At 60.3% G+C, this 15,235-nt stretch carries 12 protein-coding genes; 9 read left to right on the top strand and 3 right to left on the bottom strand.

From position 1 onward, the window contains the following. Positions 1 to 137 precede the first annotated feature (137 nt). The 7 genes from G364_RS0110600 to G364_RS0110570 all read left to right on the top strand — a co-directional run bounded on the left by G364_RS0110600 (position 138) and on the right by G364_RS0110570 (position 7,698). Entirely contained in the window at positions 138 to 1,820 is a 1,683-nt protein-coding gene (locus G364_RS0110600; protein WP_019935125.1) for a carbon starvation CstA family protein, read from the top strand. Next, positions 1,817 to 2,089, top strand: a complete 273-nt coding sequence (locus G364_RS0110595) for a cory-CC-star protein (protein WP_019935124.1) — start codon at positions 1,817 to 1,819, stop codon at positions 2,087 to 2,089. The genes G364_RS0110600 and G364_RS0110595 overlap by 4 nt, the downstream gene beginning before the upstream one ends. 362 nt (positions 2,090 to 2,451) lie before the next feature. Beyond that, positions 2,452 to 3,450 (top strand): ArsA family ATPase, encoded by a 999-nt coding sequence (locus tag G364_RS0110590; RefSeq protein WP_019935123.1) that lies wholly within the window; start codon positions 2,452 to 2,454, stop codon positions 3,448 to 3,450. Between the two features lie 79 nt (positions 3,451 to 3,529). Continuing rightward, complete coding sequence (locus tag G364_RS0110585) at positions 3,530 to 4,105, top strand: cupin domain-containing protein (RefSeq protein WP_019935122.1); 576 nt, start codon at positions 3,530 to 3,532, stop codon at positions 4,103 to 4,105. Between the two features lie 170 nt (positions 4,106 to 4,275). Beyond that, positions 4,276 to 5,715 carry a Na+/H+ antiporter NhaC family protein gene (locus G364_RS0110580; RefSeq protein WP_019935121.1) on the top strand — a complete coding sequence of 480 codons (1,440 nt, stop codon included), beginning with the start codon at positions 4,276 to 4,278 and terminating at the stop codon, positions 5,713 to 5,715. Positions 5,716 to 5,735: 20 nt separating this feature from the next. Further along, the gene (locus G364_RS0110575; protein ID WP_019935120.1) at positions 5,736 to 6,842 is read left to right on the top strand and encodes a class II histone deacetylase; all 1,107 of its coding nucleotides are present in this window, start codon (positions 5,736 to 5,738) and stop codon (positions 6,840 to 6,842) included. Positions 6,843 to 6,936: 94 nt separating this feature from the next. Further along, positions 6,937 to 7,698: a response regulator transcription factor gene (locus G364_RS0110570; protein ID WP_245541415.1), complete on the top strand. Its 762-nt coding sequence runs from the start codon at positions 6,937 to 6,939 to the stop codon at positions 7,696 to 7,698. 62 nt (positions 7,699 to 7,760) lie between these two features. On the opposite strand, the gene G364_RS0110565 is transcribed toward G364_RS0110570, so the two are convergent. The 3 genes from G364_RS0110565 to G364_RS0110555 all read right to left on the bottom strand — a co-directional run bounded on the left by G364_RS0110565 (position 7,761) and on the right by G364_RS0110555 (position 11,534). Then, on the bottom strand, positions 7,761 to 9,254 hold the full coding sequence (locus G364_RS0110565; protein ID WP_019935118.1) for an aldehyde dehydrogenase: 1,494 nt from the start codon (positions 9,252 to 9,254) through the stop codon (positions 7,761 to 7,763). Between the two features lie 10 nt (positions 9,255 to 9,264). Then, positions 9,265 to 10,626 (bottom strand): aspartate aminotransferase family protein, encoded by a 1,362-nt coding sequence (locus G364_RS0110560; RefSeq protein WP_026344846.1) that lies wholly within the window; start codon positions 10,624 to 10,626, stop codon positions 9,265 to 9,267. Between the two features lie 158 nt (positions 10,627 to 10,784). Next, positions 10,785 to 11,534 (bottom strand): gamma-glutamyl-gamma-aminobutyrate hydrolase family protein, encoded by a 750-nt coding sequence (locus G364_RS0110555; RefSeq protein ID WP_019935116.1) that lies wholly within the window; start codon positions 11,532 to 11,534, stop codon positions 10,785 to 10,787. A 275-nt stretch (positions 11,535 to 11,809) separates the two neighbouring features. On the opposite strand from G364_RS0110555, the gene G364_RS0110550 reads away from it, so the two are divergent. After that, a complete protein-coding gene (locus tag G364_RS0110550; protein WP_019935115.1) occupies positions 11,810 to 13,183 on the top strand; it encodes a glutamine synthetase family protein in 1,374 nt (457 codons plus the stop codon). 14 nt (positions 13,184 to 13,197) lie between these two features. Further along, complete coding sequence (locus tag G364_RS0110545) at positions 13,198 to 15,144, top strand: Na+/H+ antiporter NhaC family protein (RefSeq protein ID WP_019935114.1); 1,947 nt, start codon at positions 13,198 to 13,200, stop codon at positions 15,142 to 15,144. The last annotated feature ends 91 nt before the right edge of the window (positions 15,145 to 15,235 follow it).

The following is a 15,235-nucleotide window of genomic DNA, read 5'->3' as shown; positions in this document are numbered from 1 at the left end:
GAGTGCCATTTGAATTTATAGCTAGTATGTTGATTCTGAGCGGTTTTTCCTTTCTATTGTAGCCTTTAGGAGTGCCGGATCTGATGATCCGCGCTACGGATAATAACAGGGAAAATTCGTTACGGGAGAGCGGTGCAATGAATGCCATATTCCTGATGTTGGTTGGGCTGGGTGCCATGGCGCTCGGCTATTTTGTGTATTCCAAGTTTGTGGCCGAAAAAATATTTCGGCTGGATCCCGGCTTTCGGACGCCGGCGCACGAGTTTGAGGACGGCATAGATTATGTGCCCACCAACAAATTTGTGCTTTGGGGTCATCATTTCACCTCGGTAGCCGGGGCGGCACCCATAGTGGGGCCTGCTATTGCGGTGATCTGGGGCTGGGTGCCGGCCTTTTTGTGGGTGGTGTTTGGTACCATCTTTTTTGCCGGCGTGCACGATGCGGGGGCTATCTGGGCCAGTAACCGCAACAAGGCCAAATCGGTGGGCGCGCTCACCGGTGATGTGGTGGGCAAGCGCGCCCGCAGCATCTTTATGATCGTCATCTTCCTGGTGCTGTTGATGGTTAACGCCGTATTTGCGGTGGTCATCGCCGGTCTGCTGACCAAGTTCCAGACCTCTGTGGTGCCGGTATGGGGGGCCATTGTGGTGGCACTGATTATCGGTCAGCTGATTTACCGCAAAATGATTGGTCTGATCACCGTTTCCATTGTGGGCGTGATTGCGCTTTATGCCCTGATCTGGGTAGGGCCTTCCATGCCGCTAGCGCTGCCCGAGATGTTTATGGGCCTGACCGACAAGGCTCAGTGGATTATTCTGCTGTTTGTATATGCCGCCATTGCCTCGTTGCTGCCAGTATGGATGCTGCTGCAACCCCGCGACTACATTAACGGTCTGCAGCTGTTTGTAGGTCTGGGTCTGCTTTATGGTGCCGTATTGCTGTCGGCTCCGGATGTGGTGGCCCCGGCCTTTAACGACAATGTGCCGGAAGGCACGCCCTCGCTGCTGCCACTGTTGTTTGTGACCATTGCCTGTGGTGCTATCTCCGGCTTTCATGGTCTGGTGTCGTCCGGCACCACCTCCAAACAGCTCGACAAGGAAACCGACCTGCGCTTTGTGGGCTATTTCGGCGCTATCGGGGAAGGGTGCCTGGCACTGGCCGCGATCATTGCCGCCACCGCCGGTTTTGCGACGCTCGCCGACTGGCAGGCCGTGTACAGCGGCTTTGGTCAGGGCGGGGTAGCCGCTTTTGTGCAGGGCGGAGCCAATATTCTGAGCAATGGCCTGGGCTTTGACATCGAGCTGTCGCAAACCATTCTCACGGTAATGGCGGTGTTGTTTGCCGGCACCACCATGGACACCGGCCTGCGGCTGCAGCGCTATATTTTCCAGGAGTGGGGCAGCATCTATAACATCAACTGGATGCAGAAAGCGGCCCCGGCCACCCTGTTGGCGGTAGCTTCCTGCCTGTTGCTGGCCTTTGGCTCCGGTGGCGACGGCTCCGGCGGCTTGCTGATCTGGCCGTTGTTCGGCACCACCAACCAGCTGCTGGCGGGTCTGACCCTGCTGGTGATCACTGTGATGCTGGCGCGTCTGGGCCGGCCCATGTATGTGACCCTGATCCCGCTGCTGTTCCTGCTGGTAATGACAGTTCTGGCACTGTTGATCCAGCTTAAGGACTTCTATGCACAGGCCAACTGGTTCCTGTTTACTCTTGATCTGGTAGTGCTGGCGGCGGCCATTCTGGTGGCGCTGGAGTGTGGCTCTACCCTGAACAAGCTGCGCAGTGGCAAAGCTGAAAGCGCCGAGAACAAGTCGTGAAAATCAAGCGGGTGCTGGCCTGGATAGACAAGGCCAGCCGGTATGCGGAAGAAGTCTATAACGCGCCCTACCGGGCGGCTATTGCCCGGGCCCGGCGCGAGGAAGACGATCTCTTTATGCTGCTGGTATTCTCGGAGATGATGGGCGTGCCGAATCCGGCCTCCTATTACACCCTGGAACTGCAGCCTCTGCTGCTGGAGCGGTTTCACGACTGGCACCAGCGCATGGGCATGGAGCACTCGCCGCTGGATCACTTTCGCTGCTGCTGATTGAGTTGTCTTCTGGCTTGGCAAAGGTCGGAAAAAGGGTCGGTGGAGCCGTTCCCTTTTCCCTCCCTGCCGAGCACTCAGTTGCCTGTAATACAAGTCAGGCAACGCCTTTGTTTGACGAAGCGGGAGCAGGGATTGCCGTATTCGACCGTCACATGCCAGGGATGGCATGTGCCGAGCGTTACATGGGGCGAGCTTGCTCGCCGTGACGAAGTAAAAAGCCTGAACGAACATTAAGTATGTTCGCAGCAGGCTTTTTAATGAGTGGCATTCCATGAAGCATGTCGAAGAAGGTAACCCTGCTGTCGCTTCGCATGCGGGGATTGGCTTTGTGTGCCGGCCTTACTGTTTGGAGAGATGACATGTTACTGACCGACAAGCGCGTCTTGCTGGTGGGCGGCAAGGGAGGCGTGGGCAAGACCACTGTGTCCTCGTCGCTGGCGCTGCTGGCGGCCCGCCGGGGAAAGCGCTGCCTGCTGGTGTCCACCGATCCCGCTCACAGCCTGGCCGATGCCTTTGGGCGGGAAATTGGCGATACCATTACCCGGCTGGCCCCCAATCTAGACGCTCTGGAGCTGGATCCGGATCATGAAGTGGAGCAGCACCTGGCCCGGGTGCTGGCGCAGCTTAAACGCTTTACCCGGCCCGAGATGTACGGCGAGGTGGAGCGACAGATGCGCCTCACCCGCCAATCGCCGGGGGCCCAGGAAGCGGCACTGCTGGAGCGCATGGCCAGAGTGATGGAAGAAGGGCTGCAAACTCATGACCTGGTGATTTTCGATACCGCCCCCACCGGCCACACCCTGCGCCTGCTCAGTTTGCCCGAGGCCATGGCCGCCTGGACTCAAGGGATGCTCAAAAGCAACCAGCGCTCGGAAAAACTGGGCGAGGTGCTGGACCATTTAACCCCGGGCAAGGACGTGGACAGCCCTTTTGGCGATCCGCGGGCTCACGAAACCGCCGGTATGGACGAACGCACCAAATCCATTACCGAAACGCTGCTGGCGCGTCAGCGGCTGTTTCAGCGCACTCGCCGGTTGCTGACCAACGGCGAGCAGACTGCACTGCTGTTTGTGCTCACTCCCGAAAAGCTGCCAATACTGGAAACAGAACGGGCGGTAACAGCACTGCGGGAAGAAAAATTGCCCCTGGCCGGCCTGGTGGTGAACCGCATTCTGCCTGATGAAGCTGACGGTGCTTTTCTGGCACAACGCCGAAGCCAGGAAAAAACACATCTGGCTGAGATAGAGCGAACCTTTGCCGGTCTGAATCGCTATCCGTTATATCTGCAGCCCACGGATATTCAGGGGCTGGACGGCCTGGGTGATATGGCCACCCGGCTGGAGCAGGCCGGGCTGTAAGTGTCTTAATTCAATTTACAGCCGAATCCTCCCTTGAGTAGAATTTGGCCGAGGGTTTTCTGATAGTGAACGGAGAAATATGACAACGGCGAAGCAGGGCGACGACAATAACGATGTGGGTACCCGCCTCAAGGCGGTGCGCCTGATGCGCAATATTTCCCAGCGGGAGCTGGCCAAACGCACCGGCGTGACCCACTCCAGCCTGTCGCTGATTGAGCAGGGCAAGGTCAGCCCGTCGGTCAGCTCGCTGAAAAAGATCCTCGACGGCATTCCCATGACGGTGGGTGAGTTTTTTACCCTGGATCTGCAAAACACCGATCAGATCTTTTTCAGCCCCGACGAGCTGCAGGACGTGGGCAGCGGTAATCTGTCTTTGAAACTGGTGGGCTATAACCGCAAGAACCGGGCCATGTCATTTATTGTGGAAACCTACCCGCCTGGCGTGGACACCGGCCACGACATGATGGCCTACCACGGCGAGGAAGCCGGCGTGGTGATAGAAGGAGAAATCGAAATTACCATAGGCGCTCAGCACCGGCTGCTGAAGGCCGGCGACAGCTATTACTTCTCCACCACTCAGCCCCACCGTTTTCGCAATATCAGCGATCAGCCCTGCCGTATCGTCAGCTGCTCCACTCCGGCCAAGCATTTCTGAGTTTTAGCGAGGGTAATACCCTCGCCACCCCATCATTTGTTTTATTTTTGTTTATAAAAAGTTAACTGCTGGTGTGACTCAGATCACGTCAAATGTCCCTTAAGGGACATGTCGGCCACTTTCCGTCTGCCTCTATGATGAAGCGTCAACGGACAGACAAGGAAGAGGCTATGGAGAAAATACTGACCCCCCGCATGGAGCAACTGCCCATCGGCTGGACCAGGCTGGCAATATTGACCGGTCTGTTTCTGCTGGTGTTAGCACTCGGTGCGGGCAAGACTGAAGGCGAGTTCGGGCTCTTTGCCCTGGTGCCCACCCTGGTGGTGCTGGGGCTGGCGCTGCTGACCCGGCGCACGCTGGAGCCGCTGCTGGCCGGTGCCCTGACGGGCTTTGCCCTGGTGGAGCCACAGCGGACGCTGCACAACTTTGTGGCCAGCACCCTGGAGGTGATGCAGGGGCCCATTATGGGCTGGCTTATTCTGGTGTGCGGCCTGCTCGGTAGTCTGATTGCCCTGCTGCAATTTTCCGGTGCGACTCTGGCCTTCAGCGACAGTCTGGGCAAATACGTCAAGCGTCGCTCTCATGCCCTGATGGCCAGTTGGCTGCTGGGCATTGCCATTTTTATTGATGACTACCTCAATGCTCTGACCGTCAGCACCGCCATGCGCAAGCTGTCGGACAAGCTGAAAATCTCCCGGGACATGCTGGCCTATGTGGTGGACTCCACTTCGGCACCGGTGTGCCTGCTGATCCCGTTTTCCACCTGGGTAATTTATCTCGCCGGCCTGATTGAAGCCAATGGCCTGGTGCCGGAAGGGCAAGGCTTCAATTATTACCTGAGCCTGTTGCCCTACCTGGTGTACCCCTGGGTGGCCCTGCTGCTGGTGCCCCTGGTGGCTTTTGGCGTGATGCCGCTGCTTGGCACCATGAAGCAGGCAGAGCGTGACTGCCTGGCAGACAACAGCGAGGCTATCGAACAGGACGAGCCGGGCCATCGCCAGCCGCCGCGACTGGTGAACTTCATGCTGCCGGTGCTGACCCTGCTGCTGGCCACCTGGTATTTCAATATTGATGCGCTGATGGGCGTGGGCTGCGCCCTGGTGGTATCGCTGGTGCTGTACCGGCTGCAGGGGCTGGCCAGTCTGCCCCGGCTGTTTGATGAAATTATTCAGGGCATGGCCACCATGTTGCTGCCGCTGGGCATCGTGTTTGCGGCCTTTGTACTGCAGGCAGTCAACGAGAAGCTGGGGCTGGCGCCTTATCTGATCGACACCATCACCCCCTATATGAATGCCCAGTGGCTGCCGGCGCTGAGCTTTCTGGTGCTGGCCGGGCTGACCTTTGCCACCGGCTCCTTCTGGGGTGTGTATGCCATCGCCTTTCCCATCATGATCCCCCTGGCGCAGGCTCTGGACGCCAATATGGCGCTGACCCTGGGGGCCGTGGTGTCGGCGGGGGTCTTTGGCAGCCATGCCTGCTTTTTTGGGGATTCCACCGTGATCTCCGCCCGCGGCTGCGGCATCAGCCCGATGCAACATGCCCTCAGCCAGCTGCCCTATACCCTGATTGCCGCTGCCGTCACCACGGTAGTGCTGTGGCTGCTGGCCTGATTTGAAACAAGGAGAACAAGATGAAACGAACCGGATTCGCCTTTCACGAACACTGCCTGTGGCACGATGCTGGCCCCTGCTCGGTGTTTGATCGCCCCGGTGGCTTTGTGCAGCCCGCCGCCGCCGCGGAGCACCCGGAAACCAAGCGCCGGTTGCGCAACCTGCTGGCGGTGAGTGGCCTGCTGGAGCAGCTGACCCCGGTGCACGCCGAGCCGGCCACCCGGGAAGATTTGCTGCGCTTTCATACCGGACGATACATTGACGAGCTGAGCGCCATGAGCGAACAGGGCTTCGGTGATGCCGGCCAGTATGCGCCCTTTCGTCAGGATGCCTTTCCCATTGCCTGCCGCTCGGCCGGCCTGGCCATGGCCACGGTGGCGGCGGTGCTCAGGGGCGAAGTCGACAACGGCTACTGCCTGTCGCGCCCGCCCGGGCATCACGCTGAAGCGGATCGGGGCATGGGATTTTGCCTGCTGGGCAATATTCCCATCGCCATTCGGGCGGCCCAGGCAAAGGGGCTGGTGCGCCGGGTCGCGGTGATTGACTGGGATGTGCACCATGGCAACGGCACTCAGCAGGCGTTTTATGAGGATGCCGAGGTGCTGACCATCTCCCTGCATCACGACAACAACTATCCCATTGACTCGGGCAGTGCAGACGAGCGGGGCAGTGGGGCCGGCTTTGGTTATAACCTCAACGTACCGCTGCCGGCCGGATCCGGCATTGGCACCTATTTGGCGGCCATGGATCAACTGGTGATCCCGGCGTTGGATCGTTTTCAGCCCGAGTTGATCGTGGTGGCCTGTGGCTTTGATGCCAGCGCCATGGATCCGCTCGGCTGCATGCTGCTTAATGCTGATGCCTTTGGCCAGCTCACCGCCAGGGTGATGGCCGCCGCCGATCGCCTGTGCCGAGGCCGGCTGGTGATGGTGCATGAAGGAGGCTATTCGGAAGGCTATGTGCCCTTCTGTGGCCACCGGGTGATCGAAACCCTGAGCCGAAGCGACATTCATGTGCCCGATCCGGCGGGAGGGGATATTGCCCGTTGGGGCCAGCAGGAGCTGCAGCCTCATCAGGCAGCGCTGATCGAAAGCCTGCAGCCATTATTGCAGGATATTCACGGATGATGACCAGGCCCTGACCTGGTGCAAAAACTGGTCAGGGCCTGTTTGGAATGTTACATTTTATTCACCGTTTTATTGATCGGTGAATATGGCGTTCATGCAAAAGGATATTGCACCCACTTCTCTTGAACCCCTGGCGCAACTGTTGTCACAAGTTGATTGCAAGGGGTTTCTTCCTGAGCTTCAGGCTTGCCTGGAAAGCTATTTTGCCGGTATCGATCTGGTGCTATGCCGGTTTCACCGCCTGCGCAGCCCCGAAATACTGTTGCATAATCTGAACCACCAACAAGAAGCGAAAACTCTGCATCCTTACTGTGCCGGTATGTATCAGCTCGATCCTTTTTACCAGTACTGGCTGAACCACCCGACTACCGGCGTATTTCGTCTGGATGACATAGCTCCTTCGGAATTCCGGCGCAGCGAGTATTTTCTGACCTACTACACCGGACTGGGCCTGCATGACGAGCTGATGTGTTTTTTCTCACCCAACACGAATACCACCCTGGCTTTTTCCTTTGGCTTTTATCAGCCCCCGCTGCACCCTGACGGTCGCCTGCTGAGCGAAAAAATGGCCTACCTGTTCCCCCTGTTGCAGGCGCTGCTGGAAAAGCACCACTGGCAGCCTGCGGGTGACGATGGGGCGGGCTCTGAAGAGTTTATGGATGAACGTCTGAGCGAACGTGAGCAGCAGGTGGCACGGCTGTTTTTGCAAGGGCACAGTGCCCCGGCCATTGCCGACCTGCTGTGCATCAGCCCGGGCACGGTAAAAAATCACCGCAAGAACATTTATGGCAAGCTCGCCATCAATAGTCAGGCCGAGCTGTTTCAGCTGTTTTTACGGCAGCTGGGTGTGGAGTAAAAAGAAAGGGCGCCTTCCGGCGCCCTTGGTGTTTTTCGGTCTGCTGGTGCTTCAAGTCACGGTCAGCCCGCCCCGAACTCTATCCAGGTGGTTTTCAGCTGGCTGTATTCGGCCAGGGAATGCAGCGACTTGTCCCGGCCGTTGCCGGATTGCTTATAGCCGCCAAAAGGCACCGTCATGTCGCCGCCGGCGTAGTTGTTAACGAATACCTGGCCCGACTCCAGCCGCCGGGCTGTGGTCAGGGCGCGGTCCAGGTTTTGGGTCCAGACCGCCGCCGCCAGGCCGTAAGGGGAGTCGTTGGCAATGGCCACTGCTTCGTCGGCACTGTCAAAGCCAATCACCGCCAGCACAGGGCCGAACACCTCTTCCCGTGCCAGCGCCATGCTGTTGTCCACGTTATCAAACACGGTGGGGGCAAAATACAGGCCGCCATTGATGCTCACCGGCTCGCCACCGGTGCGCAGGCGCGCGCCCTGTTTGTGTGCCGCCGCCACATGGCCGGCAATGCCGTCGAGCTGGGTGGCATCGACGATGGCACCCATGGCGGTGGCTGGATCCAACGGGTTGCCCGGCTGCCAGCTGGCGGCGTGGTGCACAATGCGCTCTATCAGCTCGTCCTTGATGGCGTTTTCCACCAGCAGCCGGGATCCGGCGATGCACACCTCGCCCTGGTTGTAGAAAATGGCCTGGGCCGCCTGTTGCGCCACGCGATCCAGGTTGCCGGCGTCGGCAAACACGATATTGGCGCTCTTGCCGCCGCACTCCATAAAGGTGCGTTTCATATTGGACTCGCCCGCATACTGGGTCAGCAGCTTGCCCACGGCGGTGGAGCCGGTAAAAGCCAGGGCGTTCACGTCCATGTGCAGGGCCAGGGCCTTGCCCACGGTATGACCGTAGCCGGGCAGCACCTGCAACACGCCGGCGGGCAGGCCGGCGTCATGGGCCAGGGCCGCCAGCCGCAGGGCGCTGAGAGGAGACTTTTCCGACGGCTTCAAGATCACGGTATTGCCGGCGGCCAGGGCCGGGGCGATTTTCCAGCAGGCCATCATCAGCGGAAAGTTCCAGGGCACGATGGCGGCCACCACCCCCAGTGGTTCCCGGGTCACCAGCCCCAGGCTGCTGGCGGCAGTGGGGGCGATTTCGCCATACACCTTGTCGATGGCCTCGGCGTTCCAGCGCAGGCAGCGCACCGCCGCCGGCAGGTCCACTTCCAGGCTGTTGGCAATGGGCTTGCCCATGTCCAGAGTTTCCAGCAGCGCCAGCTCCTCGGTGTGTTGCTCTACCAGGTCGGCGAAGCGCAGCAATACCTGTTTGCGCTCCGCCGGGGCCAGTCCGGCCCAGTGGGGCAGGGCGGCGCGCGCGTGGGCCACCGCCAGGTTGGCGTCCTGCTCGTCGCAGCTGGCCACCTCGGCTAGTTGCGCACCGGTAGCCGGGTTGTGGCTGGCAAAGCGTGCTCCGGACAGGGCATAGCAGTAGCAGCCGTTGATAAAGGCGCGGCCCTCGGGCCGTAGTCCTTCACTCAGAGTTTGCCAGTGGGCAAAAGAATGTTGGGTCATGGTCGCCTCCTCAGCTCATGATGCCCAGCTGGCGAGCGGTGGCGTCCAGGCTTTCCCGGGCCAGGCGCACCAGTTCGTCGATTTCAGGCTTAGTGATCACCAAGGGCGGCGACACCACCATGGTTTCGCCCACGGAGCGCATTACTATGCCGGTGTTAAAGCAGTTGTCCCGGCAGCGGCTGCCGATACCCGGCTCAAAGCGGTCCAGAGTGGTTTTGTTGGCCACCAGCTCCAGGGCACCCAACAGGCCGAGACTACGGGTCTCGCCCACCAGCGGGTGATCCGTCAGGCTGGCCCAGCGCTCGGCAAAATAGGGTGCGGCCACCTCGCGCACCTGCTCCAGCACGCCGTCTTCTTCCATCAGCTCCAGGTTGCGCAACGCCACGGCGGCGCAGGCCGGATGACCGGAGTAGGTAAAGCCGTGGTAGAACTCGCCGCCCTGCTCGATCAGGGTCTCGGCCACCCGGTCACCCACCAGCACGCCGCCGATGGGCAGGTAGCCGGAAGACAGCCCCTTGGCGATGGGCATGAGATCGGGCTTGATATTGAAGTGCTGGCTGCCGAACCACTGGCCCAGCCGGCCGAAGCCGCAGATCACCTCGTCGGCAATCAGCAGAATGCCGTAGTGATCGCAGATGCGCTGAATTTCGGGCCAGTAGCTGTCGGGCGGAATGATCACGCCGCCGGCACCCTGCACCGGCTCGGCAATAAAGGCCGCCACCCGGTCTACCCCCAGCTCCTTGATCTTCTGCTCCAGCGACCGCGCCGCCAGCAGGCCGAATGCTTCCGGGCTCATTTCCCGGCCTTCGCCAAACCAGTAGGGCTGAGCGATGTGCTCCACGTCCGCCAGCATGGGGCCGCCCTGCTCGTGCATGGGGGCCATGCCACCCAGGCTGGCACCGGCCACGGTGGAGCCGTGGTAGCCGTTGCGCCGGCCGATGATCACGGTTTTTTCCGGCTGGCCCTTGAGCTGCCAGTAGCGGCGTACCATGCGCACGACCGTGTCGTTGGACTCGGAACCGGAGCCGGTAAAGAACACGTGGTTGATGTGCTCCGGGGCCAGCTCGGTCAGCTTTTTGGCCAGTTTGATCGCCGGCGGATGGGCGGTCTTGAAGAAGTTGTTGTAGTAGGGCAGCTCGGTCATCTGGGCGGCGGCCGCGTCCACCAGCTCCTGGCGGCCATAGCCCAGGTTCACGCACCAGAGGCCGGCCATGGCATCGAGAATGCGGTTGCCTTCGGAATCAATAATATAAATGCCTTCAGCCCCGGTAATGATGCGGCTGTTGCTGCCCAGATCCTTGGTGTCGGTAAAGGGATGCAGGTGGTGCTGGCCGTCCTGTTTGCGCAGGTCTTGAGTGTTGTACTGATGCATGATGGTGTCCTTTTTGTTCATGTGTCTGTCTCGGGTACAGCCCATTGCCACGCCAACACGCAGCAAGTACTTCCATGTATGCTCGACGATGGCATCCCTGCCATCGACGGTTGGCTAAGGCAACGGCCTGTCCCCTTCTTGTTCGAGTGAATCTGCTGTCAGGCGTTGACGCGCTGGCGGTAGTTCGCGCAGGCGGCGCCAAAGGCGGTAAAGATGGCGGCATAGAGCGGGTGTTCGTCGGTGCGCCACTCCGGGTGCCACTGCACGCCCAGGGCAAAAGGCAGGGTGGGATCGCTGATGGCTTCCACCAGGCCGTCCGGGGCCAGGGCCTCGGCCAGCAGGCCTTCGCCCAGGCGGTCGATGCCCTGCTGGTGCAATGAGTTCACCTCGAAGTTCAGCTCACCGGTGAGCCGGTGCAGCAGGCCGTCCGGGTTCAGACTGAGGGCATGAGCCGGCTCGTAATGCGAGTTCACTCCGCCGCTGTCCGGCTCGCGGTGATCCATCAGGCCGGGCAGTTCCTGCAGCGGTTGGCGCAGGCTGCCGCCCCAGGCCACGTTCATTTCCTGCAGGCCGCGGCAGATGCCGAGCAGCGGCAGTTGCAGCCGGCGGGCGGCACGGATCAACGACAGCGCGGATCCGTCCCGATCCTGATCCAGCCGGCAGTCTGCATGATCCTGATCGGCGGCGTAATGGCGCGGATCTACATTGCTGTAGCTGCCGGTGAGGCAAAGGCCGTCGAGGCGCTCCAGGATCCCTTCGTTCAGGCCCTCGGCCAGGGCCGGCAGCAGCACCACTTCCACCTTCGCCGAATGGCGCAGGGCGTCCACGTACTTGTTCACCACCATGTGGCACTGGTGCCCTTCAATCTGTCGCTGACAGGCGGTGACGCCGATCAGAGGCTTGTGCATTATTCTTTCCATATTTTCACCTGCTCAAACCAGTCGGTTTATATATTCAACGGCCTTGAGTGCCGATTCCATATCCGCATGGAAGCACGTCAATCAGCCTAAATCCAGTGAAAACAGGCTTTAAAAGGGAGTTTAGGTTTGAAATATGTGACAGGGTTAACTCTTTTTTACAATTTATTAACTATTGTGATGCTCAAGTGATTGTCTTGTTTCGTTCATTATCCTATAACAAATGGCATTCTAGGTGGTTATTAAAACACAACATGGAGGTCACCATGAGTGACAGGGGCATGCAAGAGGCCCGGGAGTTTCTGGAACGAAACCCGGATATCAATTCCATCGATCTGATGATCGGCGACATCAACGGGGTGATCCGCGGCAAGCGCATTCCCCGGGACAGCCTGCTCAAGGCCTACGAGGAAGGGGTCTGCCTGCCGGCCTCGCTGTTTGCCCTCGACATTAACGGCAATACCATTGAGGAAACCGGACTGGGGCTGGATCAGGGCGAGGGTGACCGGCTGTGCTTTCCGGTGCCCGGCACCCTGAGCCGGGTGCCCTGGCAGGACAGACCCTGTGCCCAGCTGCTGATGAGCATGTATGAAAACGATCATAGTCCCTTTGTGTACGATCCTCGTCATGTGCTGCAGCGGGTGCTGGATCGCTTTTCCACGCTGGGCCTGACGCCGGTGGTGGCGGTGGAAACCGAGTTTTATGTGATCGACCGGGAGCGGGACGACGAGCACCAGCTGCAGCCGCCGGTGTCGCCGGTGAGTGGCAAGCGGGATCGTCAGTGTCAGGTGTATTCGCTGTCGGATCTGGATGACTACTGCGATTTTCTTGAAAGCATTCAGCAGTCGGCCATGACTCAGAACCTGCCGGTGGACACCGCCATTGCCGAGTGTGCCCCGGGCCAGTTTGAGATCAACCTCAAGCACAGACCCGATGCCATGCAGGCCTGCGACGAGGCGGTGTTGCTCAAGCGGCTGATCAAGGGGGTGGCAGCCCGCCACAGTATGGAAGCCACCTTTATGGCCAAGCCCTACAACCAGGAGGCAGGCAGCGGCACCCATATTCATGTGAGCCTTATCGATAGCGAGGGCAACAACCGCTTCTGCAGCCACGACGACAACCCATTGGGCAATGATCTGTTGCAACAGGCGGTGGCCGGTGTGCTGGCGCTGATGCCCGAGTCGATGGTGGTGTTTGCCCCCAATGCCAACAGCTACCGCCGTTTTCAGCCCGGCTTTTATGTGCCCATGAGCCAGACCTGGGGTGCCGACAATCGCACCGTGGCGGTACGCATTCCCGGCGGCAACCCCGCCGCCCGCCGCCTGGAACACCGCGTGGCCGGTGCCGATGTCAATCCCTACCTGCTGGTGGCCAGCATTCTGGCCGGCATTCACCATGGCCTGACCCACCGGCTGAGCGCCCCTGAGCCCGTGACCGGCAACGCCTATGCCAGCCATCTCCCCAGTCTGCCCAACAGCTGGATTCAGGCGCTGGATCAGTGGCAGCAAAATGAGATCCTGCCGGAATACCTGGGTCAGGAGTTCTGCCGGGTGTACCACGCCAACCGCTACGGCGAACGGCAACTGTTTATGCGCCACGTCAGCTCGCAGGAGTATGACTGGTATCTGCGTTCGGTCTGACAGGAGCAAGTCCCATGGAAGGATGTAACTTTCGCCGCTGGCTGATGCCGCTGCTGGCCCTTGTTTTACTGCTGCCCGGGTTGGCCCGGGCAGATGCCCCCAGCCTGGAAGTGCCTGCACTGGTACTGAAAGGCATTCCCTTTGAGGTGACGGTGAGCGGCAGTGAGCCGCTCTGGCTGGTGCAGGAAAACAACCGTCAGCCGGTGATGTTTGAGAATGGTGAGGCGACCATTGAGCTGGTAACCCAGGCCGACAGCCTGGCGCTCAGCCTGCAGAATGAGGCCGGCACCGTGCTGGCCGAAACGGCCAGTCCGGCCATTGCGGCCTGGCTGTCGGTGGTGCCGGCGCTGCTGGCCATTGTGCTGGCGCTGGCGTTCCGGCAGGTGATTCTGGCGCTGTTTGTGGCCATCTGCTGTGGCGGCTGGCTGGGTTATGGTCTGGCCGGCGACAAGCTGCTTAACAGCGTGCTCGACTCGGTGAACGTGCACGTGCTGGCCGCCGCCAGCGACTCTGAACACATGTCGGTGGTGCTGTTCTGCCTGCTGATCGGCGGCATGGTGGGCATTATCTCGCGCAACGGCGGCACCGTGGGCATTGCCCGGCACATTACCCGCTTTGTGCGCGGCCGGCGCAGCGCCCAGACCACAACGGGTTTGCTTGGTACCGCCATTTTCTTTGATGACTACGCCAATGCGCTGATTGTCGGCAATACCATGCGTAACATTACCGACCGGCTGCGCATCTCCCGGGAAAAGCTGGCTTATCTGGTCGACTCCACCGCCGCACCTGTGTCCGCTATTTTGCTGGTGACCACCTGGATTGGCTTTCAGGTAGGGCTGATTGACGAGGCGCTCAGTCTGGTAGACGGCTTTGACGGCTCCGCCTACGGCGTGTTCATGGCGTCCATCAGTTACAGCTTCTACCCCATTCTGGCGCTGATGTTCGTGTTTATGATCAGCCTTTCCGGTCGCGATTTCGGCCCCATGCTCAGGGCCGAGCAGAGAGCGGTTCGCCTGCAAGCAGAGACGGACGATGAACTGACCGACCGGGAAGCGATTGCCGAGGAAGCCAGCATCGATGCCAAGCCGGGCATTCCTCACCGCGCCCTGAACGCCATTATTCCCATGACGGTACTGGTGGTGACCACTCTTGGGGGTATCTGGTACACCGGCCTGAGTGAGCTGGGTTTTCCCGCCGAGGCCAGCCTGCGGGAGGTGTTCGGTAACAGCGACTCCTTTACCGCCATGATGTGGGGCTCACTGCTCAGTACCCTGGTGGCACTGGTGATGACCCGTATTCAGGGCCTGCTGAGCATGGACGAGGCCGCCCATTACTGGTTTGAAGGGGTGAAGTCGATGCTGCTGCCCATCACCATTCTGATGATGGCCTGGGCGTTGTCGTCGGTGAACGAAACCCTGAACACCAGCGACTACCTGGTGAGCGTGCTCAGCGACAGCCTGCAGCCGGAGCTGATTCCAGTGAGCGTGTTTGTGCTGTCGGCCTTTACCGCCTTTGCCACCGGCTCATCCTGGGGGGTGATGGGCATCATGATGCCGCTGGTGGTGCCTCTGGCCTGGGCGGTGCTGCAGCACCACGGCCTGGCCGGTGATCCTGAAGCCATGCACCTGTTCTACGCCTCGGTGGCGGCGGTGCTGGCGGGGGCGGTCTGGGGCGACCATTGTTCGCCCTTGGCCGAGACCACGCTGCTGGCGGCCATGGCCTCGGGCTGCGGTCTGGTGGAGCATGTGCGTACTCAGCTGCCCTATGCGCTGTTTGTGGGGGTGATTGCCACCCTGCTCGGTGTGGTGCCCGTGGCCTATGGCATGCCCTGGTGGCTGGGCATCGTACTCTGCACCCTGGCCATGGCCGCCGGCCTGCGGCTGCTGGGCAAGCGGGCCGATGCCGAGGAAAGCGAGCCGGTCACTGTTGAGCCTGTTAAGGTAGCCAAAACACCCTCCTGAGAATTTGGCAATGCGAAGCACCAGCAGGGTTGCGCTTCGCCGACACGCCACAAGTGCGACATTTTGCCGCACTTGTGGCGTTTTTATTCGT

This window comes from Oceanimonas smirnovii ATCC BAA-899 (genome assembly GCF_000381965.1).
Lineage (GTDB): Bacteria > Pseudomonadota > Gammaproteobacteria > Enterobacterales > Aeromonadaceae > Oceanimonas > Oceanimonas smirnovii.
Note: the sequence above shows the minus strand (reverse complement) of the source record. Positions and strands in the feature narration are given on the sequence as shown.

What these genes read in the sequence shown, in the direction of transcription:
- G364_RS0110600 (WP_019935125.1), top strand. Translation starts at nt 138, where the DNA reads ATGAATGCCATATTCCTGATGTTGGTTGGGCTGGGTGCCATGGCGCTC.
- G364_RS0110590 (WP_019935123.1), top strand. Translation starts at nt 2,452, where the DNA reads ATGTTACTGACCGACAAGCGCGTCTTGCTGGTGGGCGGCAAGGGAGGC.
- G364_RS0110585 (WP_019935122.1), top strand. Translation starts at nt 3,530, where the DNA reads ATGACAACGGCGAAGCAGGGCGACGACAATAACGATGTGGGTACCCGC.
- G364_RS0110580 (WP_019935121.1), top strand. Translation starts at nt 4,276, where the DNA reads ATGGAGAAAATACTGACCCCCCGCATGGAGCAACTGCCCATCGGCTGG.
- G364_RS0110575 (WP_019935120.1), top strand. Translation starts at nt 5,736, where the DNA reads ATGAAACGAACCGGATTCGCCTTTCACGAACACTGCCTGTGGCACGAT.
- G364_RS0110570 (WP_245541415.1), top strand. Translation starts at nt 6,937, where the DNA reads ATGCAAAAGGATATTGCACCCACTTCTCTTGAACCCCTGGCGCAACTG.
- G364_RS0110565 (WP_019935118.1), bottom strand. Translation starts at nt 9,254, where the DNA reads ATGACCCAACATTCTTTTGCCCACTGGCAAACTCTGAGTGAAGGACTA.
- G364_RS0110560 (WP_026344846.1), bottom strand. Translation starts at nt 10,626, where the DNA reads ATGCATCAGTACAACACTCAAGACCTGCGCAAACAGGACGGCCAGCAC.
- G364_RS0110555 (WP_019935116.1), bottom strand. Translation starts at nt 11,534, where the DNA reads ATGCACAAGCCTCTGATCGGCGTCACCGCCTGTCAGCGACAGATTGAA.
- G364_RS0110550 (WP_019935115.1), top strand. Translation starts at nt 11,810, where the DNA reads ATGAGTGACAGGGGCATGCAAGAGGCCCGGGAGTTTCTGGAACGAAAC.
- G364_RS0110545 (WP_019935114.1), top strand. Translation starts at nt 13,198, where the DNA reads ATGGAAGGATGTAACTTTCGCCGCTGGCTGATGCCGCTGCTGGCCCTT.